Here is a 26969-nt window from a genome sequence, read left to right on the forward strand (position 1 = left end):
GTTAGATGCGCAGACCGCCATCGAGCTCCAGAATCCGCCCGCTGTAGTAGTCGTTCTCAAAGATGTAGGCCGCCGAATGGGCGATTTCTTCGACTTTGCCCATGCGCTTGAGGGGAATGCCGGCAGTCATTTTTTCCAGGGCTTCGGGTTTCATGCCCAGGGTCATTTCGGTTTCGATGAAGCCGGGGGCAATTCCGGCAACGCGAATGCCGTACCGCGCCAGTTCCTTGGCCCAGGTGACTGTCGCAGCCGCTACCCCGGCCTTGGCCGCAGAGTAGTTGGTTTGCCCGACGTTACCTGCGCGCGAGATCGACGAGATATTGATGATCGCGCCCTGCTGGTTCAGCTCGATCATTTTTGCCGCCACCTCACGGGTGCACAGGAAAACCCCGGTCAGGTTGACGTCGATTACCGCCTGCCATTGCGCCAGACTCATCTTGGTCATGACGCCGTCCTTGACCTTCAGCAACAGGCCGTCGCGCAAGATCCCGGCGTTATTGATCAGGCCGTTGATCGCACCAAAGTCTTCTGCAATCTGGGTAACGGTCCGGGTAACCTGCTCTTCGTCCGCGACATTGCACAGATAGGCCCGGGCCTCGACGCCCTGAGCCTGGCAAGCCGCTACGGCCAGTTCGAGTTTTTCCGGGTTCAGGTCAACCAGCGCCAGTCTGGCGCCCTTGGCCGCCAGATACTCGGCCATGGCACGACCAAGTCCTTGGCAACCGCCAGTGATAATGATTACTTTGTCTTTCAGTTGCATAACAGCCCTCGGCAGCAAATCAGAGTGAGTCCTCGCAGGCCTTTGAAATGCGCCCTGAACTCGTCCGTTTTCGGCGGATTTTTTATTAAGGAGTCACAAGTTGAGCGTTGAAGCTGCCAAGCATGCCCGAGAATTACTGCTCAAGGAATACCGTGGCGCCTTGTCCACCCTCTCCAAAGCCATGCCGGGATTTCCCTTCGGGTCAGTGGTGCCTTACTGCCTGGACGAACAGGGCCGGCCGCTGATCCTGATCAGCCGGATTGCCCAGCACACCCACAACTTGCGCAAGGATCCCAAGTGCTCGCTGATGGTGGGCGAGCGGGGCGCTGAAGACGTTCAGGCGGTTGGTCGACTGACCTATCTGGCCGAAGCCGAGCAATTGACCGGGGCCGAGGCCATTGAAGCCGCCGCCGAGCGTTACTACCGCTACTTCCCCGAGTCGCGCAGCTATGACACCGCTCACGCTTTCGACTTTTGGGTGTTGAACCCGGTACGCCACCGTTATATCGGCGGTTTTGGCGCCATTCACTGGCTCGACCAGGTGACTTTGCCCAACCCCTTTGCCGGAGCCGCCGAGCAACGGATGATTGAGCATATGAACAGTGACCATGCCAGTGCCATTGCGCATTACGTCGAACTGGCAGGGCTGCCCCGCACCGAACCGGCGCAGATGGTCGGTATCGACAGCGAAGGCATGCACTTGCGTATTGGTGACGGCCTTTACTGGCTGGGCTTTGCAGAAACCTGCAATACTCCGACACAAGTACGCGAAGCCTTGGTTTTTCTGGCCCGCGCGCAGGAGTGGCCGAAAAAACAGACGGCATAGCCTTGAATTCAGGAAGGCGCGCCGTCATCTAAGCTGGGTTGGAAGATATTCTTCCGGAGAGGAATCATTCGATGCGCGCTTTTCTATTGCTCTTTCTGTTGTTTCCAGTGCTAGAGCTGTACGTCTTTTTCAAGGTCAGCACCGCTATAGGGTTTTTCCCGGCGTTGCTGCTGATCATTGCCGGCTCCATGCTGGGTGTTCTGGTGGTACGCGTTGCAGGTTTGGCCACAGCCCTGAGGGCCCGTGAAAGCCTGAGTCGTGGCGAGTTGCCGGCCCAGCAAATGCTGGAAGGCCTGATGCTGGCTCTGGGTGGCGGCCTGATGGTGCTTCCGGGCTTCATCAGTGACATCGCGGGTCTGTTGCTGCTGTTCCCGCCGGTGCGTCGTTTTCTGGTTAACCGTCTGCGCAAGCGTGCAGAGGAACAGGCCATCCGTCAGCGTGCATTTGCCGATGAATTTGCAGCGCCGAGCCGACCCGGTACACACCAGCCCCTGGGCCGTGAGCCGAACGTGATTGAAGGCGAGTTCGAACATCGCGACAAGTAAGGTTTTGACGTTTTCCACACGGCACCCTGGGTGCCGTGTTTGTTTTCAGGGATTACACAGGGCTAAAAATTTCATTGGCGTGCCCTTGTAATCAGTTGATACGCCCTTATGTAACGGACACCGCAGGGTTTTGCTGGCAACAGCAGGCACCTTTGAGCGAATCGCACCCGGCATTTCCGGACTTGCAAACCCCGCCGGTTTTAACATCGGCCGATGAACACCACAATTAGGAGAGATCGACAATGAAGCTTCGTCCTCTGCATGACCGCGTCGTAATCCGTCGCAGCGAAGAAGAAAAGAAAACCGCTGGCGGTATCGTTCTGCCGGGTTCAGCTGCCGAAAAAGCCAACAGCGGTGAAATCATTGCCGTGGGTACTGGTCGCGTTCTGGACAACGGTGAAGTACGTGCGCTGGCTGTGAAAGTGGGTGACAAGGTTGTGTTCGGCCCTTACTCCGGCAGCAACACTGTAAAAGTCGACGGCGAAGACCTGCTGGTTATGGCTGAGAACGAGATTCTCGCTGTAATCGAAGGCTGATCTCCCGCTCCTTTTCCCGTTACTACAAAGTATTTAAGGAAGAACGAACATGGCTGCTAAAGAAGTTAAATTTGGTGATTCCGCCCGCAAAAAAATGCTCGCCGGTGTAAACGTCCTGGCTGACGCAGTAAAAGCGACCCTGGGTCCTAAAGGCCGTAACGTGATCATCGAGAAGAGCTTCGGCGCTCCGACCATCACCAAGGACGGCGTTTCTGTTGCCAAAGAAATCGAACTCAAAGACCGTTTCGAAAACATGGGCGCGCAGCTGGTTAAAGACGTTGCTTCCCGTGCTAACGATGACGCAGGCGACGGTACTACCACTGCAACCGTTCTGGCTCAGTCGATCGTCAACGAAGGCCTGAAAGCCGTCGCTGCCGGCATGAACCCGATGGACCTGAAACGCGGCATCGACAAGGCGACCATCGCCATTGTCAAAGAGCTGAAAACCCTGGCCAAGCCATGCGCTGACAGCAAGGCAATCGCTCAGGTAGGTACCATCTCTGCCAACTCCGACAGCTCCATCGGCGACATCATTGCCGAAGCCATGGAAAAAGTCGGTAAAGAAGGCGTGATCACTGTTGAAGAAGGCTCGGGCCTGGAAAACGAACTGTCTGTAGTTGAAGGCATGCAGTTTGACCGTGGCTACCTGTCCCCGTACTTCGTCAACAAACCAGAAACCATGACTGCCGAGCTCGACGGTCCGCTGATCCTTCTGGTCGACAAAAAAATCTCCAACATCCGTGAACTGCTGCCAGTTCTGGAAGCTGTTGCCAAAGCCGGCCGTCCGCTGCTGATCGTTTCCGAAGACGTTGAAGGCGAAGCCCTGGCGACTCTGGTTGTGAACAACATGCGCGGTATCGTTAAAGTCGTTGCTGTTAAAGCACCTGGCTTTGGTGACCGTCGCAAGGCAATGCTGCAGGACATCGCTGTTCTGACTGGCGGTACCGTTATCTCCGAAGAGATCGGTCTGAGCCTGGAAAGCGCTACCCTGGAACACCTGGGTAATGCCAAGCGCGTAACCGTAACCAAAGAAAACACCACCGTTATCGACGGTGCTGGCGTTGAAGCAGACATCCAGGCTCGCGTGACTCAGATCCGTGCCCAGGTAGCTGACACTTCGTCCGACTACGACCGTGAAAAACTGCAAGAGCGTCTGGCCAAGTTGTCCGGCGGCGTTGCAGTGATCAAGGTTGGCGCTGGTTCCGAAGTAGAAATGAAAGAGAAGAAAGCCCGCGTTGAAGACGCCCTGCACGCTACCCGTGCAGCCGTTGAAGAAGGCGTGGTACCTGGCGGTGGCGTGGCACTGGTTCGCGCTCTGCAAGCAATCGCTGACCTGAAAGGCGACAACGCTGATCAGAACGTAGGTATCGCTCTGCTGCGTCGTGCTGTTGAAGCACCTCTGCGCCAGATCGTTGCCAACTCCGGCGACGAGCCAAGCGTAGTTGTCGACAAAGTGAAGCAGGGTTCGGGTAACTACGGTTACAACGCAGCCACTGGCGAATACGGCGACATGATCGAAATGGGTATCCTTGACCCGGCCAAAGTGACTCGTTCGGCTCTGCAGGCAGCTTCTTCGATTGCCAGCCTGATGATCACCACCGAGGCGATGATCGCTGAGATCCAGGACGACAAGGCAGCTGGCGGCGGTATGCCAGACATGGGCGGCATGGGTGGTATGGGCGGCATGATGTAAGCCGGCTTTACCCCGAAACGCAAAAGCCCCGCCTGAGCAATCAGGCGGGGCTTTTTTGTGTCTGAAGAAACAGTTGAACCTTGCAGGAGCGAGCTTTAAAAGCTCGCTCCTGCAGGGAAATGGTTACTTCTGCGAGATCTGCAACGGTGCTGCGAACACCGGTTTCCAGCTCAGCAACTGCTGCTTGTAGCCGTAGCTGGCGACCTGGTAGTAGGTGATCGCACGCTCAATCAACGGATCGGTGGCCGGTACCCGGGATTCAATACTGGCAGTCAGTGCTTCGTCGTGACGGCGCAGGCCCTGGCGCGGGCTGAGAATCGCCAGGTCCTTGCCGTCGAACAAGCCCAGATGCTGGTAATTACCCACTACCACGCGGGGTGGCAGAGGGTTTTCCTGCAGCAGGTTGCGGCCAAAGAAGGTCGACTGATAGTCCATGTTCAGCAAGCCGAGCAAGGTCGGAGCCAGGTCGATCTGGCTGGCCAGTTGTGCGCTCTCGCGGGCTTCTATGAATTTTGGCCCATAGATGAACAGCGGGATCTGGTAGTTGGTAATGGGCAAGTCTTCCTTGCCGGCGCTGCCTGCCGTGTGGTCAGCCACGAAAATGAAGATCGTGTTGTCGAACCACGGCTTTTGGCGGGCATCCTTGAGGAACTGGCCGATGGCGTAATCGGTGTATTTCACCGCACCGTCGCGACCGTTACCCGACTTGATGTCGATACGGCCTTCTGGATAGGTATAAGGACGATGGTTGGAGGTGGTCATCAACTGCAGTAAAAACGGCTTTTGCCGGGCGTAATCGGCATCGGCCAGCTTCAGGGTTTCGCGGTACAGGTCTTCGTCAGCCATGCCCCACGCATTTTTGAAGTGGATATCGGCTTCATTGACGCTGCTTTGGTCAACCACGCGGTAACCGTTGCCGCTGAAAAATGCGTTCATGTTGTCGAAATACCCGCGGCCGCCATAGACGAACACGCTGTCATAGCCCACGGCATTGAGTTGCTGGCCAAGGCTGGCAAAGCCGCTTTCACGACCGATACGCTTGACGATCGAGCGGCCCGGGGTAGGAGGAATGGCCAGGGTAATGGCTTCCAGGCCCCGATCGGTACGGGTACCGGTGGCATAGAAGTTATTGAAGTACAGGCTCTCTTTGCGCAACTGATCCAGGTTCGGGGTCAGGTTGCGGCCGTCACCATTGCTGCCCAGGTACTTGGCGCTCAGGCTTTCGATGGTCACCAGCACAATGTTTGGCTGGCGCGCAGTCCCCGGGTTGTCGATGTTGCGCCGGATATCCAGCGGGTCCTTGCCGACAAATGTGGCATTGGGTTCCGTGAGCTCGGTGCGCAGCTGTCTGGCGACCACGTCGGCAGGCAGGCTGGCGTAGAACTGCTGGTAGTCCAGTTCGTTGTTACGGAATGCGGCGAAGAACTGGTACGGGCCGTTGCTCGCCAGTTCGTGCTGATAGGCGTTGCCGCCCTGGCCGCGCGGGCCGTCCTGATCAAGCAACTGCAGGCTCAAGCCTGCCACCAGCAGCAAACCGGCGAAGGTTGCCAGGCGAGCGCGAAAGGTGGGCAGCGGGGCATTCATGGCGGCATTGAACGGTTTGCGCAAGGCAACACTCAGAACAATGGCCGCGACGCCGATGGCACTGAGCAGCAGGCCGATCGGATACGACTCCAGCACGTTATTCAGCACTTCATCGGAGTAAACCAGGTAATCCACGGCGATAAAGTTAAAGCGCACACCGAACTCGTCCCAGAACAGGAATTCGGCCACTGCGGTGAACAGCATGGCGAACAGGCTCACGGTCAGCAGGCCTTGCAGGAACCAGCGATGACCACGACGGCGCCACAGGGCGGGCGGGCACAGCAGCAAATACAGACCCAGCGGCAAGGCGGCGTAGGTCAAAAATCCCAGATCGTAGAGCAGGCCAATGCCAAACACCGGCAACCAGCTATTACCAGCCTCGCCCAAATGGGTGAACAGCAAGACGCCTCGGGTGATTAAAAAGGTCGCCAGCCAACAGCCTGTCAACAGAAGCAGATAGCGCATTGGCGCGGTGGACAGCAGACGCATTAGTGTTTTTCCTTAAACCCGTGGGGGGCGTGAGTGTGCGGGCGCCACTGTATTGGCTTTGTGAACCGTGAGTAAAAAAAATGTCAGATTTGGGCGTTCTTCAACTAAATAGAGTGATGGTCTTGCAGCGCTGGCTCTCGGTCGTGCTAAGACTTAAGCTGCGCGGGCCAAGACGGTCGTAACTGCGTACGGAGAAAGTGCCCATGAGAGTTCTACTGGTTGAAGACAACCGCGATATCCTTGCCAATCTGGCGGACTACCTGGGGCTTAAGGGCTATACCGTTGACTGCGCGCAGGACGGTTTGTCAGGTCTGCATCTGGCGGCCACCGAGCATTACGACCTTATCGTGCTCGACATCATGTTGCCCGGGATCGACGGTTACACCTTGTGCAAGCGCTTGCGTGAAGATGCGCGACGCGATACTCCGGTGATCATGCTCACCGCCCGCGACCAGCTCGACGACCGCCTGCAGGGCTTCAAGTCCGGCGCCGATGACTACCTGCTCAAACCCTTTGCCTTGTCGGAACTGGCGGCACGCATTGAAGCAGTATTGCGCCGGGCTCAGGGTGGCGGGCGACGCGAGCTGCAAGTGGGCGATCTGAAATACGACCTCGATACCCTTGAAGTAACCCGCGAAGGGCGCCTGCTCAAGCTCAACCCGGTGGGGCTCAAGTTGCTGGCCGTATTAATGCAGAAAAGCCCCCACGTGTTGCGCCGTGAAGTGCTGGAGGAGGCCTTGTGGGGCGATGACTGCCCTGACAGCGACAGCCTGCGCAGCCACGTGCACCAGTTGCGTCAGGTGATCGACAAGCCGTTCGACAAGCCGTTATTGCAAACCGTACATGGTGTCGGCTACCGCCTCGCCGAGAGTCGTGATGGAGTTTAAGCAAAGCCTTGCCCAGCGGATCATCATTGCCTTCGCACTCATGAGTGCGCTGGTGGCGGGGACATTCGCCCTGGGCATTGTTGCCACCGTTCACCTGGTCGAAGAAAAACTCATTTCAGCGGGCCTGGGCGGCGACCTGCAACGCCTGTTGTTGATGGACAACATTGCCGACTGGAACCATCGACCGGAGCCTGACCAGCTGTTTTATTACAGTGGCGGGCGCGGCGATTTCGCTTTGCCCAAAGACCTGCGTCATCTTGATCCGGGTTTTCATGAAGTGTTCCGCGACCAGCTGTCGTACCACGCCATGGTCGAAGTGGTTGACGGTCGGCGCTATGTATTGCTGCAGGACCAAAGTGATTTCGAAGAACGTGAGCGCGTGTTGTTTGCCGTGGTCGTGGTCGGTTTTGTACTGGCATTGGCCCTGGCGGTCTTTTTAGGCTGGATTCTGGCCCGCAGGGTCATGGCCCCCGTGGTGCGCCTGGCGCGCCAGGTGCGTCATCGTGATCAGTTGCTGGGCCTGGCTCCGCCTTTGGCGCCGGACTATGCGGCCGATGAAGTGGGCGAGTTGGCGGTGGCGTTCGACGCTACCCTGGGGCGCCTGCGCGACACCCTGACCCGTGAGCGGCTGTTCACCAGCGATGTCAGCCATGAGTTGCGTACCCCGCTGATGGTACTGGCCAGTTCGTGCGAGCTTTTGCTGGAAAATCCGGCGCTGGACCCGCGCAGCCGCTCGCAAGTCGAGCGAATCTCGCGCGCCTGTGAAGAAATGCGCGAGCTGGTACAGACCTTCCTGATGCTGGCCAGGGCTCAGCACGAAGATGCCAGCATGTCGCCGAAAGTGACCCTCACTACCGTGGCCGAAGGCCTGATCAGTTTGTGGCGCGGCCCCATTGAAGCCAAGGGCCTGACCCTGATCTACGATCCGGGGCAGCCACTGGATACCCGTTATAACGCGACCTTCCTGCACGCCGTCATGGGCAACTTGCTACGAAATGCCCTGCATTACACCGACACCGGTTTCATCCGGTTGAGCCTCGAGCCCACCGGATTTGTGGTGGAAGACAGCGGTGTGGGGATTCCCGAAGAAAAACGCCAGGCCATGTTCCAGCCTTTTGTAAGGGGCAGCGAAAAACGCGGGGAAGGGCTGGGGTTGGGGCTGTCGCTGGTGCAACGGATCTGTGACAGCCAGGGCTGGCGGGTAACGCTGACCACCATGGAGCCCAACGGGTGCCGCTTTCACGTTGAATTGAACCCGGTTGATGTCTGATATGTCCTGCCATGGCCAGCGTCCTGCTGGCCATTCCCCTTTCAGGGTTTAGTTTTTGAAGTGGCCCAGAGCCATTATTGGTGGTCTGTAAAACCCTGTAACGTCTGATCGGGCCAAGGCACGAAATTTTCACCCGGTGATGACCTGATGCATACGTTCTCCTGATTAAGGTAGCGCTTACACGCTTCAGGAGAGCCGTCATGAGCTCCACAATCAAACTCAAGTTTTCTGAAAAGTACGATCAAAAGCACGCCGCCGAGTACCTGGAAAAACATCAGGACGGGCTCGCCCGACGCCTTTCGCACAAGCGTGATGAGCAGTTGGCGCGCAAGGCCCTGGCATTGGCCGGCGAGCCGGGCCTGGTACTGGATCTTCCTTGTGGCGCAGGGCGTTTCTGGCCGTTGCTGGCCGAAAAGACCAACCGCGAAATCATTGGTGCGGATTACTCTGCATCCATGCTGGAAGTGGCATCGAAGGCACAGCCTGCGCAAGTGGTCAAACGGGTACGGCGTTTGCAGACATCTGCATTTGATATCGATCTGCCAGATAACGCGGTCGACAGTATTTTCAGCATGCGCCTGCTGCACCACATTGGTGATGCAAGTCACCGGATGGCTCTGTTACGGGAGTTTCACCGTGTCAGCCGGGACAGTGTGATCATTTCGCTGTGGGTGGATGGCAATTTCAAAGCCTGGAAACGCAACCGCCTGCAACGTCAGCGTGAAGCCGATGGCGGGTCGGACGGGTATCAGAATCGTTTTGTGTTACCGGCGGTGACTGTTGAAGCCGAGTTTAAAAAAGCCGGGTTCGTTGTTCAGAATCATTTGGATTTTATCCCGCTGTATGCGATGTGGCGGGTTTACATATTACGCAAGAGGTAACCCATGGCCGTTGAATTTGTATCTCCACCCCAAGCTGCAACTGAAGACCGCTTCGAGTACTACTGGCAGCAGCAAGGCGAGTGGGTCGAGGAGCCGAATCAGCGTCGCGGCGGTGAGAGTGGTGTGCAGCGAATTCGCGATGCCGGTGGACGATTGCTTTATGCCAAACGCCAGGTCGGTCATACCTACCGTAGCTGGCGTTACCCGCTGGGCCGGCCGACGGTATTGCGTGAGCGTGATGCACTGCTGGCCATGCAGGGTTTGGCGGTGGGGGTACCCGAGTTGGTGTACTGCGGGGCAAAACAGGGTGCAGACCGTCAATGGCGCGCACTGCTGGTGACCGCAGCCCTTGACGGCTTTATCGAAATTGACAACTGGTACGCCGCCGGTGGGCGTGAACGCCATGGTGAAGCGATCCATGAGCGGGTGCTGGAAGCCATTGCCCATACCCTGGCGCGCATGCATCTGGGACGTTGGCAGCATGGTTGCCTGTACCCCAAGCACGTCTTCGTACGGGTCACCGCAGACGGTGAAAGTGCCGTGGTCGACATCGCCCTGCTGGACCTTGAAAAAAGCCGGCAACGCCTGACTCCGCACAAAGCTGCCTCCCACGATCTCAAGCAACTGCGTCGCCACTCGTCGTGGAATGCCGCCGACTGGAACAAATTGATCTACTTTTACGAGAAGGTGTTTGGCAGCGCCATCAAAGGTTTACGGTGATGAAGAGAGAAATAGCACGAGGTTTGTTTCTACTGGTCGCTCTGGCCATTGCTTCTGTGGCGCTGGCCGCCTGGGAGCAGCCCAAGCCCCAGGTATTCAGCGGTGCAGTCAGCGGGGCCAGTTGCCCGCTACCGCGAGTTGCGAAAGTGGCGAGCGTAGCGACGCCAGATCACGACCTGTTGCTGTTCATGTTTGGCATGGCCCAGGGCATGAAATCCCAGGGCTGAAGCCGCAGGCTGTGCCAGGGGCCCCGGGACCTTGAGTCATGGGGCTCTGGATTTACATCACATGCAAATGGTTGTCCCACAGCCCCGATGGCAAATCCAGCGGTTTGGCTGTCAGCTCACTCTGGCGGCAGTCATAGAAACGGCAACGACCCTGACCGGATGTAACCACAAAGCCATCCTCTACCGCAGCCACCCCGGCGCAATCGGGTAACGGCGCATCGAGGCGCAAGTCACCGCTGTCCAGATCCCAGACAAAGAACCGGTTGCCCCGCGGAGCGGTCAATGCAACCAGCCGCAACCCGCTGTGTACCGCCACACTGGCCGTGTAATGGCCCATGGCACGCAGTTGCTGCTCTGCCACCGGGAAGGGTTCGAAGGGCTGACCAGGACGCTTGATCGCCAGCAATTCGGACAATGTGTGGGCCTCGCCCATGAATTGCTGACACGCAACGATGGTGCCGTCAGTTGCAATTGCAAGATGGCGCACGCTGTTCATCTGCTGGCTCAAGGTCTCTTTGCTCAGCAACGTCCCGTCGCGCTGCATCAGGACCAGGCTGGGCTCCATCGCATTCAGATTCATCTCGATCCGGCTTTCGGCCTCGGTACGAATCCCGCCGTTGGCCACCACCAGCGTCTCGCCGTCGGGCATCCACGACACCTGATGCGGGCCAACGCCGTGGGTCGGGATTTCGCCACTGTGAACCAGGCGCCCGTCTGCAAAGCGATAAACCCCCAGCAAGCCACGTCCCGGGTCGGTGGTGTCATTTTCAGTGGTGTAGAGCCATTCACCGTCTTTATGGATCACCGCATGGCCGTAGAAATGTCGATCGGGCAGCGATGTCAGGGTTTGTAGCAACTGCCCGTCTGCAAGGTTGATCAGGTAGCTCTCGGTGCCGGGGCGCCGCGCGACAAACAGCGCAACGGGCAGCGAAGGGTGATTGATGATGTCATGGCAGCGCTGGCCGACCCGGGTGCTGAACACCTGGGTGCCGTCCAGCCGATAGCCGACGGCAAAGTGATTGCCGTCCACATCGTCACGGGCACTCAACAGCAGCGGGCTCTGGCCTTTTTGTTTAAACAGTGACCAGCCGCCCAACGTGACGGCGCTCAGTAGTAAACCACCGAGCTTGAGAGCTTGCCTGCGCATCATCGACCCCTCTTTCATCAGTCGCCGTCGTTGGCGTTAAAGCCCAGCTGAATGCCCAGGGCCTTGGCCAGTTCGCCTTCGTGCAGGCGGTGAACCACGTTCAGGCTGTCGTAGATGGCGTCCAGCTGGGCGCGACCTGCGTCGTCAGCCAGCAATTCATTGAGCGAACGCTGGTTGTCATTGAACAGCTTGAGCGAAGCGGCATAGGCAGCGTCGATCTTGTCAGCCAACGGCTTTTGATCAGCAGGCAACAAGCCACGCAAGCCTTGGTTGTCGACCCCGACCCAGACGGTCTGGGCGGCAGCGAGGCTGGCAGCCAGGCTTTGCAGCGATGACTGGCTGCGCCATGCGTCGGCCTGGAATGGCTGGGCGATGCCCTTGCTCTGGCGGCCCATCGGGGTGCCGAGCTTTTTCTTCAGGGTATCGAGTGCCGTGACCTGTACCCGCAACAGATCAGCAATGGCCTCGTGGGAGTCGGCATAGCGCTGGTTAGGGAACTTGGTCATTTGCGCGAGCATGCCGTCGGTGCTGTTCCAGCTGGCCAGAATCTCTTCGGCCAGTTGTTTCTGGCGTTCGCCAATGGCACTCAACAACGGGCAGTAACGGGCTTTTTGTGCAGCATCAGCCAGGTCGATATTGCTGTCGAACAGAATGTATTCGTAGGCTGACAGGCCTTGCACCACAACGCTGGACTTGGCCAGGGCATCGGCATCGATCTGGGGCTGGGCTACCACCAGTTGCTCAACCTGACGTCCGACCAGGTTTTTCTTGTCCGGCCAGAACTGGACCTGCCACGAGCGATTGCCTTCGGCCAGCGGACCGATCAGCAAGGGTTGCAGCTCGGCCCAGGCTTTTTGCGCGTGCAAGAAGTCAGCCCTGGCGGTTTCCAGTGTTTCTTTGCCCTGGCAGAAGGCCAGGGCACTGACGGCCAGTTGGCGGTCGGCATCGACCCAGCGGCTGTAGGTCGGCAAAATCACCTGTTTGGCAATCGCCGCCGAGGTGACGGCTTGCGGGTCTTGTGGCGAGCATGCGGCCAGAGCGATCGCGGCAAGGCTGGTGAACAAAAGCTTGGGTCGAAACATGTCGGGGTCCCCGATCTTGTAAGGCGTTAAAGAGAGTTCAGGAACGCCAGCAACGCTGCGCGCTGCCCGGCATCGAATTGCAGCACCTGCTGTCTGGCCGGTTCGGCCTCACCACCGTGCCAGAGCACGGCTTCGAGCAGGTTGCGAGCACGTCCATCGTGCAAAAACCGGGTGTGTCCACTGACTGTCCGGGTCAGACCTATACCCCACAGTGGCGCGGTGCGCCAGTCGCGCCCGGAGGCGGCGAACTCTGTGCGGTTGTCGGCCAGACCGTCGCCCATATCGTGGAGCAACAGGTCGCTGTAAGGGTGAATCACCTGGTTGGCCAGTTCGGGTTCAGCGGCGTTGGCCGAGGTGGTGAACGTCGGCGTATGGCACGACGCACAGCCTGCCTGGTAAAACAGGTTCTTGCCGGCCAGCACCTGGGGCGAGCCGACATCCCGTCGTGCAGGCACGGCGAGGTTGCGGGTATAGAACTCGACGAGCCGCAGAATGTTGTCACTGACCTCTGGCTCGCCATCCGGGCCATTGCCGTTGGGGGCTTGAAGACAGTCAGTTTGGGCCGGGGTGCAGTCATCAACGGGTCTCAGGGACGTGGTGAGCCCCATATCACCAGAAAAGGCGTGAACGTTTTGTTGATTGAGGTTCGGTTGACCGGCTTTCCAGCCAAAGCGCCCCAGAACAGTCTTTTGTTGCGCATCATCCCAGACCCGGTTCGGACGTCCGGAAACCCCGTCACCTGTGTTGGCATTGGCCAGAATCGCCTCTTCGGGGATGGCCTCAAGCAAACCCAGGCCAATCATCGGCGGTGCAACGCGTGCCGAGAAACGGGTGTCCGGGTGCATCGGGCCATAACCGAGCTGGGTGATTTGCAGTGTCGGTTTTTGCAGCTCGACTGCCGTGCCGTCCTTGAAATGTACCAGCACCGGCTGGTATTCGACCCGCACCTTGCCTTCGGGGGCAACGCCGGGCACGGCCATGTCCTGCAACTGAGCGCCATAAACGGGTTCCGGCACTACGCCGGTCTGCTCGATCAACCTGGCATAGGCGGGTTGATCGGGAATCGACAGGCGTACCAGCATGGACACCGAGTTGACGGCGTCCGGCGCAGGAGGGTGGCCGCGACCGTCCTTGATATGGCAATTCTGACAGGCATTGGTATTGAACAGCGGGCCCAGGCCGTCACGGGCGGTGGTGGTGGAGGGGGCTATGACCCAGGGGCTGCGAAAGAAACTGTTGCCGACACTGAAATCCAGACGCCGGCTTGGCGAAAGGTTGGCGGAGGGCATTGAGAACGCATTTCGATCGGCTTTACCCACTGTCGTATCCCCGCCGGAGCGGGCTTCACCGGGCTCGGGTTGGGTAAAACGCGGGGCATCATCACAGCCGCCAAGGCCCAGGGCCAATAGCAGCAGAGACAGGCGAAGAGGCAGCGAAGGCATCAAGCGTCCAGATCAGCGAGCAAAATCGAGGGCGCAAAGTTTATCAGGGAAGGTGAATTGAAATAAGAGGGATTAGCATTTGGTTTGATCAGGGGCAGGTTTTCGTTCCTGTGCACGGAGGGAATTGCTCCACCTTGCAAGCTGGTCCGACCCGGCACTGCAGGAGCGAACTTCCCGGGAATGTCGCGTTCACTCGCCCATCAACATGGGCTCGACAAAAAGCTCGCTTGTGCAGAGGTCGGTGGCGTCGAATAAAAAAGGCGGCCCGAAGGCCGCCTCATCATTCACTCAAACCCTGCGGATCAAAACTCGTGGTCGGCAGTGTCCGGGTTCAGATCGTTGATGCCCAACTTGCCGGCTGCCTGCTCGATGGCCGCGGTCTGTTTGACCAGGGCGGCGATGGCGTCACGCACAACCTGATTGCCCGCCTCATTACCCGCGGCGATCAGTTGGTCGTAGTGCTCGCCCTTGTTGGCAAGATCAACCATGACCTGGATCTTGGCTTCGGTGTCTGCCAGATCGGATTTCAGCGTGGCGTCTGTGGCCGGGTCAACCGCCACAACCAGCGACGACAGGCTCGGGCCGGTCATTTTAGTGCCGTCAGTACGCAGGTACTCACCCAGGTACACGTTACGAATGCCTTTGGCATCGTAGAAGTGCGAGTTGTGGGTGTTGTCGCTGAAGCAGTCTTGCTCGTCTTCCGGAGAGTTGGCTTCCAGCGACACTTTCATGCGTTCGCCTGCCAGTTCACCCAACGACAGGCTGCCCATGCCGAACAGCATTTTGCGCAGGCCGTTCTGCGGGGTATCAGCTTGCAGTGTGGCGCGGTAGTTGTCGGTTACATCCGGTGCCCAGTTACCGACCATTTCGTCCAGGTCGTTGACCAGCAGTTGGGTAACCGCTTTGAGGTACGCGCGACGACGGTCATTGTGGCCGCCGGTGGCGCCTTCGCCTTCAAGGTAGTCGGACGCCGGACGGTTGCCCGCGCCAGGGCCGGTACCGTTGAGGTCCTGGCCCCAGAGCAGGAATTCGATTGCATGGTAGCCGGTCGCCACGTTGGCTTCGGAGCCGCCCAGTTCGTTCAGGCTGGCGAGGGTCTCGGGGGTGATTTCGGTCACGTCGACCTTGTCTTCGCCGACCTGGATCTGGGTGTTGGCAATAATGTTGGCGTTGGCACCCGGGTTGCCCAGTGCACCAGCGTAGCTGGTGTCAACGTAGTCGATCAGGCCTTCGTCCAGTGGCCAGGCATTAACCTGACCTTCCCAGTCATCAATGATGGTGTTGCCGAAACGGAATACTTCGCTTTGCAGGTAAGGTACGCGCGCCTCAACCCAGGCCGCGCGGGCGGCTTTGAGGGTGTCATCGTTGGGCTTGGCGAGGAAGGCGTCGATAGCCGTTTGCAGTTTTTTCGCACCCGACTCGGCGTCGCTGAATACTGCGTGAACCATGTCGGCGTAATGCGCGACAACGGCTTTGGCGGCAGCTTCATCAATTTTCACCGCGCTGACATCGGTCGCTGGCGTTGCGGTGCTGGCTGCTGCCGGCGTAGGGGCCGCCGCAGTTTTTTCCTTGTCCTTGTCGCCACAACCGGCGAGTGAGATAGCAATGGCCAGCAGACTGGCGGTAGCCAGGGGCATACGAATCATGGCGAAAATCCTGCTTCGAGAGGTGGGACAAGCGTGCGGCTGCACGCAAAACTGCGACATGATGCGAAAGATATGCATTTTGTGTAAAGGGTTAGCGTTGTAAATATTTCTTATTTACCTTCAGGCAACCCCGATTCAGGGGCAATCACGAAACACCGGGTTGCAGCTTCAGTAGCCGATTACGCCGGGCCTGCTCCAGGTAAGCGCTCAACTCCCGTGCTCCCAGGGGTTTGCTGTACAGATAGCCCTGGCCTTCGTGACACCCTTCCTTGATCACATAGGCTTCCTGTTCGGCGGTTTCGACGCCTTCGGCTATTACCTGCATGCCCAGGCTTTTGCCGAGCTGAATAATGGCCCGCACGATGGTCGCATCGTCGTCATCGTCAATCAGGTCCTGCACAAAACTTTTATCGATCTTGATTTTGTCCAGCGGCAGTCGCTTGAGGTAGCTCAGGGATGAGTAGCCGGTGCCAAAGTCATCAATCGCGATCAAGGCGCCGGAGCGACGCAGGCTCAGCAGGTGCTGGGCGGCAGTGCCGATGTCTTCCATGAGGCTGGTTTCTGTGACCTCCAGCTCCAGGCTGCGGGGCGCCAGGTGGTAGTTGTGAAACAGCTCGTTGACCATCCGTGGCAGTTCGGCGTGATGCAGTTGCACGGTCGAAAGGTTGACTGCCATGCGCAGCTCGCTGAAGCCCTGATCATGCCATTCGCGCAGTTGGCGGCAGGACTGGTGCAGTACCCACTCACCGATGGCAATGATGCTGCCGTTTTTTTCGGCCAGCGGAATAAACAGATCCGCAGGGACCAGGCCGTGCTCGGGGTGCTGCCATCGCAGTAACGCTTCGACCCCGACCACCCGATGGTCGCTGTAACGGATCTGCGGCTGGTAGACCAGGTGCAACTGGTTATTGAGCAGTGCTTCGCGCAAGTCTTTTTCCAGCTGGCGCAGGCGCCGCATCTCGCGGTCGACGCTGGCGATATAAAACTGATAACGGCCGCGCGACCGGCTTTTGGCCAGGGTCATGGTCTGCTCGGCTTTTTGCAGCAGCTGCTCAGATGTGTCGCCATCTTCGGGAAACAAGGTGATGCCAATGGTGGCGCGTAATCGGATGTTGTGCTGGTCCAGACTGAAGGGGATTTCGAGATCATCAATGATCTTCTGGGCCAGCTCGGCGGCCTCGTAGGGCTGCTCGATATGGGCCTGGACCAGCGCGAACTGGTCGCCGCCCAGGCGTGCCAGAGTGCCCTGGCATGCGCTGTGGGCACGAATCCGGTCAGTCAGGGCTTGTAACAGCCGGTCACCGGTCTGATAGCCAAACTGTTCGTTGATGCCTTTGAAATCGTCCAGCCCCACACACAGCACCGCGACACGACGTTGCGAGCGTCCAGCCTCCACCAGGGTTTTGCCCAGTTGGGCCTGCAGTTGCTGTCGATTTGGCAAACCGGTCAAAAAGTCATACCGGGCCATGCGCAACAAGGAGTTTTCCGCTTCGCGGCGCAAATCGGTATTGCGCTCAATTGAGCTCAGCAGCTGATTGGCGGTGTTGACCCACATCCCCAGTTCATTGTTTTCATGCCCCTTGAGTGGCGGCATCCAGTGCTCGCCGGGGCGATCGGGGTTGATACTGGTCAAGTGGCGGAGAATTTTTGACAAGGGTTTGGTCAGTAGCCAGTGATACACCAGGTACAGCACCAGCCCCAACAGCAGCGCGCGCAGCACGCCGGAGATCAGAATGATCACGGCGTTGGTTAAGAAATCTTTGCCAAAAGGGGCGGTGTCGAGGGTTATGTTCAGGTCGCCGTAATACTCGCGGTCCGGTTCACGGCCCGTCAGCGCAATGCTGTCGGTGTGTTGCCGGCCCAAAATAAGGTCGGTCAGCCAACGGCTTGAGGACGTGTGCAAGGGCCGTGACTTTTGCGCAAGGCTGGCTTCATCGGGGTGACCAATGGACGCCTGACGCACGGCATCATCCTGAAACAGGCCTTCGATGACCTGCATCGCCATATCGCGGTCCAGGCTATATAGCGCCTGAGTCGAGGGGTCGCGAAACATGCCGAGGATACGCCCCGCATCATTGTTGACGGTCTGCCGTGTTTCGTAGGCGTAGAACACAATTTGCCCGCAACCAAGCACTGCTCCAACGCCCAGTGCCGACAGCAACACGATCTGCAGCAACTTGAACGACAAGCTGTTTTTGAGTTCCGGCTTCAAAGCGCTATTCCTTGTTTCTGCCACTAATGCTTTTGGCCAGGTGCCTGAGTACCGCTGCAGATATTCACGGCAGCTAATGTGTCGGTCTGCGGCTTCTTTAACTTGAGGGGCTGAATGAAAAATATAGGGTGTCTTGATACGGCTGGCCCGAAACCGGGCAGGGGCGGGGCAGACACTTTCAGGCAGACAAAAAAAACCCGGCATGCCGGGTTTTTTTTACCTGGAGTCAGGCTTAAGCAGTAAAGGTTTTGCCTTCGAACTGCTCAGCAACGAACTTCCAGTTAACGAGGTTCCAGAACGCTTCAACATACTTCGGACGCACGTTGCGGTAGTCGATGTAGTAAGCGTGTTCCCAAACGTCGCAGGTCAGCAGCGGGGTGTCGCCGCTGGTCAGCGGGTTGCCGGCGCCAATGGTGCTGGCCAGGGCCAGGGAACCGTCAGCTTTCTTCACCAGCCAGCCCCAGCCGGAGCCGAAGGTGCCGATGGAAGTCTTGCTGAACTCTTCCTTGAACTTGTCGAACGAACCGAAGGCTGCGTTGATGGCATCAGCCAGCGCGCCAGTAGGTGCGCCGCCGCCGTTTGGCGTCATGCAGTTCCAGTAAAAAGTGTGGTTCCAGACCTGAGCGGCGTTGTTGAAGATACCGCCCGAAGAGGTTTTAACGATCTCTTCCAGGGTTTTGCCTTCGAACTCGGTGCCTGGCACCAGGTTGTTCAGGTTCACGACGTAGGTGTTGTGGTGCTTGTCGTGGTGAAACTCCAGGGTTTCTTTGGAGATGTGCGGCTGCAGGGCATCGTGTGCGTAGGGCAGCGGCGGCAATTCGAAAGCCATGATGATTCTCCTAATCAGGTCAGTTGCGATGAGCGCAAGGCCGATCACGGGCGGCCAAACACGCGCCGATGAGTTTTTACTCTTCGCGGCGCAGGGGCTGGATCATAGCACCGGGGGTGCGGCAAAACCACGCAACAACTGTGTGGAATAGAGGTTCCAAAGATTTTGCAAACGCTCTGGCCCGCATCAGCCGGCACTTATTAATTGATACGCCACGCTGAACATCATCACCGCCACCAGCAGGTCCAGCCAGCGCCAGGTTGCCGGGCGTGCCAGCCACGGGGCCAACCAGGCGGCACCCAGGGCCAGGGCGGAAAACCACAGCAGCGAGGCACTGGCGGCACCTGCGACATATGCGCCGGGTTCAGTTTGCTGGGCGCCCAGGGAGCCGATCAGCAACACGGTGTCCAGATACACATGGGGGTTGAGCAGGGTCACCGCCAGGGCACTGAGCATCACCGCGCGTAATGAACGCACCTTATGGTTTTCACCTTGCCCAAGGCTTTGTTTCGAACAGGCCCGGCGCAGGGCCAGGGTGCCGTACCACAGCAGGAAGGCTGCGCCGCCCCAGCGGGCGATGGCCAGCAACAAAGGGTTTTGCGCCAGCACTGTGGCCAGGCCAAACACACCGGCAGCCACCAGCAGGGCATCACATACCACGCACAGGGCCGCCACCGGCAGGTGATGTTCCCGGCGCAGGCTTTGCGCCAGCACAAAGGCATTCTGGGTACCAATAGCCATGATCAAACCCAGGGCCACCAGCAAGCCGTTCACATAACTTTGCCACATGGTTCTTACTCCGCGCTGGCTGCCAATTGACTCAGTACTGTCATGGCGCGATCTGCATCGCTGCGGCCGACAAACAGATGGTCGTGGTAATAACCGGCAATCACGTTGCAACTGATTCCGGCCTGGCCCAGGGCAGTGGCGAAGGCTGCTGTCAGGCCGACTGCCTGCAGCGCCGAGTGCACATTGAGGGTGATCCAGGCGGCGATGTAGTCATAGGCAAGCCCGGCCTGTTCGGCCTGTTGGCGCTCGACAATCAGTGTCAGGCCTTCTTGTTCACGAAAGCTGCCGATCACCTCGCAACTGTCCGGGATGCGGTGGTCGGGCAGGGTGCAAAACACGTAGTCACCCTGGTTGAGGTGCGGGCTCATGCTGCGCAACAGAGTTGCCAGGGCGGTTTCGCCGGCCATGGAGTAAATCCTTGAAGAGTGAAAAGTGATGCTGGCTATTCTCGGGGCTGAAGCTGTATAAGAAAAACCAATATTGCTGATCGCTCATTAGGAAAACTGATGTTCGACTATAAATTACTCTCTGCCCTTGCCGCAGTCGTAGAGCAGGCCGGTTTTGAACGGGCGGCCCAGGTCCTGGGCCTTTCGCAATCGGCCATCTCCCAGCGGATCAAGCTGCTGGAGGCACGCATCGGCCAGCCGGTGCTGATTCGCGCCACACCGCCGAGCCCGACCGAGATTGGTCGGCGTTTGCTCAACCACGTCCAGCAAGTGCGTCTGCTTGAGCGTGACTTGCAGAGTGCGGTCCCGGCCCTGGACGATGAAGGCCTGCCCGAACGGCTGCGCATTGCCTTGAACGCCGACAGTCTGGCCACCTGGTGGGCCGTGGCGGTGGGGGACTTTTGTGCCGACCAGCACCTGTTGCTGGACCTGGTGGTTGAAGATCAAACCGTGGGCCTCAAACGGATGCGGGCCGGTGAAGTGGCCGCCTGCCTGTGCGCCAGTGAGCGTCCGGTGGCCGGGGCCCGTAGCGTATTGCTGGGCGCCATGCGTTACCGCGCACTGGCCAGCCCGGCGTTCATTGCCCGACATTTTCCCGAGGGGGTGAGTGCCGGGTTGTTGCCAAAAACCCCCGCGCTGGTATTCGGCCCGGATGACTTTTTGCAACATCGCTACCTGGCATCCCTTGGGGTCGACGGCGGCTTCGAGCACCATTTGTGTCCGTCCTCCGAAGGTTTTATTCGCCTCACCGAAGCCGGCCTGGGCTGGGGGCTGGTACCTGAATTGCAGGTGCGCGAGCAGCTTGCAAGCGGGGCTTTGGTGGAGCTTTTGGCAGATAAACCGATCGACGTGCCACTGTACTGGCATCATTGGCGCAACGGTGGGCAACTGCTGGGGCAACTGACCGAGCATTTAACGCGCTCGGCACCCCGCTGGTTAGTGCCTTTGGCCTGACAACCAGCGTTTAAACAGCAGGCAACAAGAATTACAGCATTTGGAGTGATTGATGAAGATTCTGGTCACCGGCGCGAGCGGCTTTATTGGCGGACGCTTTGCGCGTTCTGCCCTGGAGCAGGGCTTTGACGTACGGGTCAGCGGGCGACGGGCCGAAGGTGTTGAACACCTGGTGCGGCGCGGGGCTGAATTTATCCCGGGTGATTTGACCGATGGCTTGCTGGTGCGCGATTTGTGTGTCGATGTCGATGCCGTGGTGCATTGCGCCGGTCACGTGGGCGCCTGGGGTCGTTATCAGGACTTCCACCGCGACAACGTGCTGGTCACCGAGAATGTGGTGGAAGCCTGTCTGAAGCAGAGAGTACGGCGCCTGGTGCATTTGTCTTCGGCATCGCTGTACTTCGATGGCCGCTCCCATACCGATTTGACTGAAGAACAGTTGCCCCGGCGTTTCCGGCATCCCTGTGCCGCGACCAAAAACCTGGCGGAACAAAAAGTCTTCGGTGCCCAGGAGTTCGGCCTTGAGGTGATTGCCCTGCGTCCGCGATTCGTCACCGGGGCGGGAGACATGAGCCTGTTCCCGCGCCTGCTCAAGCTGCAACGCAAAGGTCGGCTGGCCATCGTCGGCAATGGCCTGAACAAGGTCGATTTCACCAGCATCCAGAATCTCAACGAAGCCTTGATGAGCAGCCTGCTGACCACGGGTTCGGCCCTGGGCAAGGCCTACAACATCAGTAATGGCGCACCCATTCCGCTGTGGGATGTGATCAATTACGTGATGCGCCAGATGAACGTGCCGCAAGTTACCCGCTACCGAGGCTATGGTCTGGCCTACAGCCAGGGAGCGCTCAACGAGGCCGCCTGCAAACTGTGGCCGGGTCAGCCTGAGCCGACCCTGTCGCGCCTGGGCGTGCAGATCATGGACAAGGACTTTACTCTCGACATCAGCCGCGCCCGGCACTATCTGGACTACGACCCTAAAGTCAGTCTGTGGGCGGCGCTTGACGAGTTTTGCGGCTGGTGGAAAGCCCAGGAATCGCCTTACCGTTAACCCTCTGGTGTCCGAAGCTTGTACCTTGACCCCATTTTCAGGATTCAAAAAAGGTTTAGCCATGCGTAATGATGCCCGCGACGACTTTCACGATGTACCGCTCCTGCGCGCCACGGCGGCTGATCAGGACCCGCTGGAGCCGGCTGGCGGTGCCCGTGAACGCACCACGGTGTACTCGCGCAACACGCCGGTGATCAAGGTCAAGGGGCCGAGTACCGGACCTTTGTGGGTGCTTGTCGGTGCATTGATGCTGGCGGTTGCGGGGCTGGGGTGGTGGAGCTTTCAGCAGATTTCGCTGATGGAGCAGCAACTGGTGGCGACCCAGGAAAGCTTTGCCCGTATCAGCGAGGATGCGGCGGGACGCTTGCAGGCCATATCGGGCAAGGTGGTGGCCAGCGAGTCGAACATCAATAACGGCAGCGAAGCCCTGAAGTTGCAGATCAAGCAGATTGAAGAGCAGCTGCAGGAGCAGAGCACGCGCCAGCAAGGCATGGTGGCGGGGCAGCAGGGCGAACTGGACAACCGTTTTGAGCAGATCAATGCCGCGATGTTGCTGCAGGTGACGGCCCAGAAAGAAAGCCAGACCAGGCTCGAAGCCGATATCAAAAGCCTGGGCAGTGAACTGACCACACTCAAAGCCAGCGTCGCGCAACAAGCGGTGGACGTGGCGGCCCTGAAAAAACAGGGCAACCCGGGTGCAGCGGTAGAGCGTCTGGAGCAGGACTTGATGGTGCTCAAAAGTGAACTGGAGAACCGCCCGGCACCCGCCCAGGGCACCAATACCGCTGAGTTTGACGCCTTCCGTGGCCAGGTGACGCGCAACATCAATACCCTGCAAAGCCAGATTCAAAACTTGCAGAAGCAGATCAGCGCTCGGCCTTGATGGGGTGCAACACCTCTAGCCGCGAGCTTGCTGGCGATGGCATCGGTGCAGTGTTCACGACTGCACCGATGGCCCAATAATTTACTGCGCCTTGTCTTCGCGACCGCGCAGCACCTGATTGGGCATGGCTATCGCGGCGCTCAACCCCAGCAGCGAGATTGCCGCACTGATCAGTAACAGGTGACGGAAGGTCTGCAGCAATTCTGCGCGAAGGCTCGCCAGTGCAGGGCCTTGCACTGTATTCAGGCTGTCGAGCAAGAGGTTGCCCGAGCTGCCTTCAACCAGCATCCCTGTGCCGCCGGCAGGGGCCAGCAAGGAACCGTGCAGCAGCGCCAGCAACAAGGCCGACATCAACGCCACACCCACTGCGCCGCCCAGTGAGCGGAACAGATTGGTGGTGCTGGTGGCCACGCCAATGTCGTGCTGCTGTACCGAGTTTTGTGCACCCACCAGCGAGGTCGGAAACTGCAGCCCGGCGGCAATCCCGGCGAACAACATAAAGACGCCGCTCAATACCTCCGAACCTGGCGGGCTGAATGCCATGCCGGAAATGGCCAGGGGCATCAGCACCGCGCCCGCCAGAATCATCGGTTTGTAATAGCCGGTAACCGAGGTCATGCGTCCCGCAAAGTAAGCGCCCATCGGCAGGCCCATGGCCAGTGGCAACAGGTGCATGGCGGCGCTGTCAGCGCCCGCGCCGGTGATGCTCTGATAACGCAGCGGCATCAGCACGATCAGCGAAATTGCCTGAAAACTGGTGAAGAAAATCGTGCACCAGCACAGCACCGCGTTGCGGTTGGCAAACAGGTGCATTGGCAGCAACGGCTCCAGGGTGCGGCGCTCATGCCGTACGAACAGGCCAAGGGCAATCAGCGCAGCCAGCAGCAGGCCCAGCACCTGAGTATCCCGCCAGCTATGGCCCTGACCGATAAAGGTGATGCTCAGCAGCAATGACGTGAGCCCGACAATCATCAATACCGTACCCAGGTAATCAATGATCGGTTTGCGTTGCGGCACGGGCAGCCCGACCAGTGTGCGGTACGAGATCCACCACGCTGCCAGGCCCAGGGGCAAATTGATCAAAAATACCCAGCGCCATGACAGGTATTGGGTCATATAGCCGCCCAGAACCGGCCCGGCAACGCTGGCAATGGCGTACATGCCGCTGAAATAGCCCTGATAACGCCCGCGCTCGCGGGGTGGCACGATGTCGCCAATGATTGCCTGGCTTACCGAAATCATCCCGCCCGCGCCGATCCCCTGAATGATGCGCGCCAGCACCAGTTGCTCCATGTTCTGCGCCAGCCCGCAAAACAGCGAGGCCAGGGTGAACAGGCCCATGCCGAACAGCATCAGGCGTCGGCGCCCGTACAGGTCGCCGAGTTTGCCGTAGATGGGAACGGCCACGGTCATGGCCACCATGTAGCCCGAAATCACCCAGGCCAGCTGGCTGACGTCCTTGAACTGGGCGGAGATGGCAGGAATGGAGACGGCTACGATGGTCTGGTCCAGCGCGCCGAGGAAAATCGCCAGCATCAGGGCAACCAGAATGCTGCGTATGGCGGGTCTGGATTGGGGGGGCTGATTCAGATTGGTCACTACAACACCTGTGCGCGGCATGCCTGTGGTGGAATGCCGCCCAGTCTACTCGATAGCTTGCTATTCGATAGCCTCGTAAGGAAGGCCCACGTAATTTTCTGCAATGGTCGTGCGCCCTGCCACAGAGTCGACGAAATATGCCAGCTCACTGTCGGTAATCCGCTGGCTAAAGCTGTCGCTGTCAGGGAAACGGTGCAGCATCGAGGTCATCCACCACGAAAAGCGTTCGGCCTTCCACACTCGCCGCAGGCACACCTCGGAGTAGCGCTCCAGCAAATCGGTGCGACCTTGTGTGTATACCTTGAGCAGAATATTGAACAGGGTGCTGACATCACTGGCGGCCAGGTTCAAGCCTTTGGCCCCAGTGGGCGGCACGATGTGTGCGGCGTCCCCCACCAGAAACATGCGTCCGTACTGCATGGGCTCGACCACGAAGCTGCGTAGCGGCGCGATGCTTTTCTCGATTGACGGGCCGGTCACCAGACGTTCGGCCAGGGGCTGCGGCAGGCGGGCCTTGAGTTCGTCCCAGAAGCGCTGGTCGGACCAGTCCTCGACCTGCTCATCGGCCGGCACTTGCAGGTAATAACGGCTACGGGTTGCCGAGCGCTGACTGCACAGGGCAAAACCGCGCTCATGTTTGGCGTAAACCAGTTCGTCGTTGACGGGCGGGGTATCTGAAAGCACCCCGAGCCAGCCGAAGGGGTAAACGCGCTCGAAGATTTTCAGTACGTCGCCGGGAATCGACTGGCGCGCCACTCCGTGAAAGCCATCGCAGCCGGCAATGTAGTCGCAATCCAGGCGCCAGCTTTCGCCGTCTTTCTCAAAGGTCAGGTAGGGCGCATCGGTTTTCATGTCGTGGGGCTGGACGTTGCTGGCGCTGTACAGGGTTTGCGCGCCTGCTTGCGCACGTGCAGCCATCAGGTCGCGGGTCACTTCGGTCTGGCCGTAGACCATCACCGTTTTTCCGCCGGTCAGACCCTTGAGATCGATATGGACCTGGCGGCCATCCAGTGCCAGTTCAAAACCGTCGTGCACCAGGCCTTCAGCGTCCATGCGCTGGCTGACTCCGGCCTGTCGCAGCAGGTCGACCATACCTTGCTCAAGCACCCCGGCGCGGATTCGCCCCAGGACGTAATCGGCAGTCTGGCGTTCGATAATGATGTTATCGATGCCCGCTCCATGCAGCAGTTGACCGAGCAACAGGCCTGAAGGGCCGGCACCGATAATGGCGACTTGAGTTCTCATCGTGGTGGTCTCTCGCAAGCCCCGGCCGTTAAGGGCGAGGTGGTTCTTATTAGTTTGTGCTTGTATTTTTCGCTTGCGAAGCGGGCAATAGAAGGTGATAACCACGTCATTACCGGTACTTTTCGCTAATCGGTGCGGTTATCGGCCCTTGACCCATCTTTAGACACTGGCGCTATGAATCTTTCCTCTTATCCGTCGATCCCGGTCTTCAAGCTTTATGGTGAGCAGCAGGACTGGCTCAGTCCCGACCTACTGCACTGCGAAACCATTTCGTTGCGCAGCCGTGTCCACGACTGGGAGATTCGCCCCCATCGGCATGCAGATCTGTGCCAGTTGCTGTACGTGCACAAGGGGCGGGCGCAGGTTGAAATCGAAGGCCAGCAGCATGTGCTGGAGCAATCTGCGATTCAGGTAATCCCGCCGTTATGCGTCCACGGTTTTCAGTTTTCCCCTGACGTTGACGGCTATGTCCTGACGCTGGCCGCGCCGTTGGTGGCGCAGTTGCAAGCCCAGCTGGGCGGTTCGCTGAGTGCTTTGCAAAGGGCGGCCAGTTACCCGGCGGGCAAGGATCGGCATTACCTGAATAATCTGTTCAGCGTGCTGCAAAGCGAATATGCGGGCGCCCGGCCGGCCCGGGACATGCTCCTGCAATCGCTCATCAGCGTGCTGTTGGTGTGGGTCACGCGCCAAGTCATCGCACGGCGTGAAGCGCGGCAATTGCCACAACGTGGCCGGGAGTATTTGAGCCTGTTCAATCAACGGGTCGAGATCCTGTTTCGCCAACAACCCGCCGTGGAGCAGTTAGCGCATCAGGTAGGCATTTCGGTGGCGCATCTAAACAGCATCTGCCGTGAACTGGCGGGGCAGTCAGCGTTGCAGATCATTCATCAGCGCCTGTTGCTGGAGGCCAAACGGCATTTGATCTACACACCGATGACCATCAGCGAAGTGGCCGATAGCCTGGGTTTTGCCGACCCGGCGTATTTTGCGCGTTTTTTCCGGCGCCTGACCGGGACTTCGCCCAGCGCGTTTCGTACAGACCGGACTGACAACAGCAGTCCGGTCTGACTCCGGGGCATCCTTACCTCAGAGCGCTAAACGCAGAATTACAGTGCCCGCCATTGCAACTGACGGTATATCCGACTGCTTGCCGGGTTTGTTCGGCGCGGTAGCAAGCGCCAGCAAAGATGACAGCGGCAGCAAAAATGAGAAACAAGGTCATGCAT

The 26969-nt window shown here is 58.8% G+C and carries 25 protein-coding genes; 13 read left to right on the top strand and 12 right to left on the bottom strand.

What is annotated here, in order from left to right:
- Position 1: 1 nt before the first annotated feature.
- Entirely contained in the window at positions 2 to 760 is a 759-nt protein-coding gene (locus tag FEZ21_RS08815; RefSeq protein WP_160626885.1) for an SDR family oxidoreductase, read from the bottom strand.
- A 100-nt stretch (positions 761 to 860) separates the two neighbouring features.
- Here FEZ21_RS08815 and FEZ21_RS08820 point away from each other — a divergent pair, with 100 nt between their 5' ends.
- The 4 genes from FEZ21_RS08820 (at position 861) to groL (ending at position 4360) form a co-directional block, all read left to right on the top strand.
- Positions 861 to 1586, top strand: a complete 726-nt coding sequence (locus tag FEZ21_RS08820; protein ID WP_160626887.1) for a HugZ family protein — start codon at positions 861 to 863, stop codon at positions 1584 to 1586.
- A 71-nt stretch (positions 1587 to 1657) separates the two neighbouring features.
- Positions 1658 to 2131: an FxsA family protein gene (locus FEZ21_RS08825; protein ID WP_160626889.1), complete on the top strand. Its 474-nt coding sequence runs from the start codon at positions 1658 to 1660 to the stop codon at positions 2129 to 2131.
- A 242-nt stretch (positions 2132 to 2373) separates the two neighbouring features.
- Positions 2374 to 2667, top strand: coding sequence for a co-chaperone GroES (locus FEZ21_RS08830; protein ID WP_003442977.1), 294 nt, complete (start codon positions 2374 to 2376; stop codon positions 2665 to 2667).
- Between the two features lie 49 nt (positions 2668 to 2716).
- Positions 2717 to 4360 (top strand): chaperonin GroEL, encoded by a 1644-nt coding sequence (groL, locus tag FEZ21_RS08835; protein ID WP_003442974.1) that lies wholly within the window; start codon positions 2717 to 2719, stop codon positions 4358 to 4360.
- A gap of 123 nt (positions 4361 to 4483) precedes the next feature.
- On the opposite strand, the gene FEZ21_RS08840 is transcribed toward groL, so the two are convergent.
- Positions 4484 to 6433 (bottom strand): LTA synthase family protein, encoded by a 1950-nt coding sequence (locus FEZ21_RS08840; RefSeq protein WP_003442971.1) that lies wholly within the window; start codon positions 6431 to 6433, stop codon positions 4484 to 4486.
- Between the two features lie 203 nt (positions 6434 to 6636).
- On the opposite strand from FEZ21_RS08840, the gene colR reads away from it, so the two are divergent.
- From colR to FEZ21_RS08865, 5 genes are all read left to right on the top strand, one after another.
- Positions 6637 to 7320: a two-component system response regulator ColR gene (colR, locus tag FEZ21_RS08845; protein ID WP_003442961.1), complete on the top strand. Its 684-nt coding sequence runs from the start codon at positions 6637 to 6639 to the stop codon at positions 7318 to 7320.
- Positions 7310 to 8590, top strand: a complete 1281-nt coding sequence (locus FEZ21_RS08850) for a HAMP domain-containing sensor histidine kinase (RefSeq protein ID WP_003442958.1) — start codon at positions 7310 to 7312, stop codon at positions 8588 to 8590. The genes colR and FEZ21_RS08850 overlap by 11 nt, the downstream gene beginning before the upstream one ends.
- A gap of 200 nt (positions 8591 to 8790) precedes the next feature.
- A complete protein-coding gene (locus FEZ21_RS08855; RefSeq protein WP_003442955.1) occupies positions 8791 to 9471 on the top strand; it encodes a class I SAM-dependent methyltransferase in 681 nt (226 codons plus the stop codon).
- 3 nt (positions 9472 to 9474) lie between these two features.
- Positions 9475 to 10191 carry a lipopolysaccharide kinase InaA family protein gene (locus FEZ21_RS08860; protein ID WP_003442953.1) on the top strand — a complete coding sequence of 239 codons (717 nt, stop codon included), beginning with the start codon at positions 9475 to 9477 and terminating at the stop codon, positions 10189 to 10191.
- Positions 10191 to 10418 carry a hypothetical protein gene (locus FEZ21_RS08865; RefSeq protein ID WP_003442952.1) on the top strand — a complete coding sequence of 76 codons (228 nt, stop codon included), beginning with the start codon at positions 10191 to 10193 and terminating at the stop codon, positions 10416 to 10418. Before FEZ21_RS08860 ends, FEZ21_RS08865 begins: the two co-directional genes overlap by 1 nt.
- Before the next feature lie 52 nt (positions 10419 to 10470).
- Here FEZ21_RS08865 and FEZ21_RS08870 read toward each other — a convergent pair whose 3' ends face one another.
- The 8 genes from FEZ21_RS08870 to FEZ21_RS08905 all read right to left on the bottom strand — a co-directional run bounded on the left by FEZ21_RS08870 (position 10471) and on the right by FEZ21_RS08905 (position 19972).
- Entirely contained in the window at positions 10471 to 11568 is a 1098-nt protein-coding gene (locus FEZ21_RS08870) for a DUF1513 domain-containing protein (protein ID WP_003442951.1), read from the bottom strand.
- 14 nt (positions 11569 to 11582) lie between these two features.
- Entirely contained in the window at positions 11583 to 12647 is a 1065-nt protein-coding gene (locus FEZ21_RS08875) for an imelysin family protein (protein WP_003442948.1), read from the bottom strand.
- 26 nt (positions 12648 to 12673) lie between these two features.
- Positions 12674 to 14089, bottom strand: coding sequence for a di-heme oxidoredictase family protein (locus tag FEZ21_RS08880; RefSeq protein WP_160626891.1), 1416 nt, complete (start codon positions 14087 to 14089; stop codon positions 12674 to 12676).
- 302 nt (positions 14090 to 14391) lie between these two features.
- Complete coding sequence (locus FEZ21_RS08885) at positions 14392 to 15735, bottom strand: imelysin family protein (RefSeq protein ID WP_160626893.1); 1344 nt, start codon at positions 15733 to 15735, stop codon at positions 14392 to 14394.
- Between the two features lie 145 nt (positions 15736 to 15880).
- Complete coding sequence (locus FEZ21_RS08890) at positions 15881 to 17947, bottom strand: bifunctional diguanylate cyclase/phosphodiesterase (RefSeq protein WP_003442936.1); 2067 nt, start codon at positions 17945 to 17947, stop codon at positions 15881 to 15883.
- A 232-nt stretch (positions 17948 to 18179) separates the two neighbouring features.
- Positions 18180 to 18776 (bottom strand): superoxide dismutase, encoded by a 597-nt coding sequence (locus FEZ21_RS08895; RefSeq protein ID WP_003442934.1) that lies wholly within the window; start codon positions 18774 to 18776, stop codon positions 18180 to 18182.
- Positions 18777 to 18962: 186 nt separating this feature from the next.
- A complete protein-coding gene (locus FEZ21_RS08900) occupies positions 18963 to 19565 on the bottom strand; it encodes a LysE/ArgO family amino acid transporter (RefSeq protein WP_003442932.1) in 603 nt (200 codons plus the stop codon).
- 5 nt (positions 19566 to 19570) lie between these two features.
- Positions 19571 to 19972: an ACT domain-containing protein gene (locus FEZ21_RS08905; protein WP_003442927.1), complete on the bottom strand. Its 402-nt coding sequence runs from the start codon at positions 19970 to 19972 to the stop codon at positions 19571 to 19573.
- Positions 19973 to 20071: 99 nt separating this feature from the next.
- Here FEZ21_RS08905 and FEZ21_RS08910 point away from each other — a divergent pair, with 99 nt between their 5' ends.
- The 3 genes from FEZ21_RS08910 (at position 20072) to FEZ21_RS08920 (ending at position 22899) form a co-directional block, all read left to right on the top strand.
- Positions 20072 to 20965: a LysR family transcriptional regulator ArgP gene (locus tag FEZ21_RS08910; RefSeq protein WP_003442925.1), complete on the top strand. Its 894-nt coding sequence runs from the start codon at positions 20072 to 20074 to the stop codon at positions 20963 to 20965.
- Between the two features lie 52 nt (positions 20966 to 21017).
- Positions 21018 to 22016 carry an NAD(P)-dependent oxidoreductase gene (locus FEZ21_RS08915; protein ID WP_003442923.1) on the top strand — a complete coding sequence of 333 codons (999 nt, stop codon included), beginning with the start codon at positions 21018 to 21020 and terminating at the stop codon, positions 22014 to 22016.
- Positions 22017 to 22077: 61 nt separating this feature from the next.
- The gene (locus FEZ21_RS08920) at positions 22078 to 22899 is read left to right on the top strand and encodes a hypothetical protein (protein ID WP_003442921.1); all 822 of its coding nucleotides are present in this window, start codon (positions 22078 to 22080) and stop codon (positions 22897 to 22899) included.
- Positions 22900 to 22980: 81 nt separating this feature from the next.
- Here FEZ21_RS08920 and FEZ21_RS08925 read toward each other — a convergent pair whose 3' ends face one another.
- The gene (locus FEZ21_RS08925; protein WP_003442909.1) at positions 22981 to 24498 is read right to left on the bottom strand and encodes an MDR family MFS transporter; all 1518 of its coding nucleotides are present in this window, start codon (positions 24496 to 24498) and stop codon (positions 22981 to 22983) included.
- Between the two features lie 60 nt (positions 24499 to 24558).
- Positions 24559 to 25743, bottom strand: coding sequence for a 4-hydroxybenzoate 3-monooxygenase (pobA, locus tag FEZ21_RS08930; RefSeq protein ID WP_127196154.1), 1185 nt, complete (start codon positions 25741 to 25743; stop codon positions 24559 to 24561).
- A gap of 174 nt (positions 25744 to 25917) precedes the next feature.
- Here pobA and FEZ21_RS08935 point away from each other — a divergent pair, with 174 nt between their 5' ends.
- A complete protein-coding gene (locus FEZ21_RS08935) occupies positions 25918 to 26811 on the top strand; it encodes a helix-turn-helix domain-containing protein (protein WP_010655740.1) in 894 nt (297 codons plus the stop codon).
- Positions 26812 to 26969: the final 158 nt, after the last annotated feature.

This window comes from Pseudomonas sp. 9.1(2019), assembly GCF_009910445.1.
In the GTDB taxonomy this organism is placed as follows: domain Bacteria; phylum Pseudomonadota; class Gammaproteobacteria; order Pseudomonadales; family Pseudomonadaceae; genus Aquipseudomonas; species Aquipseudomonas paraversuta.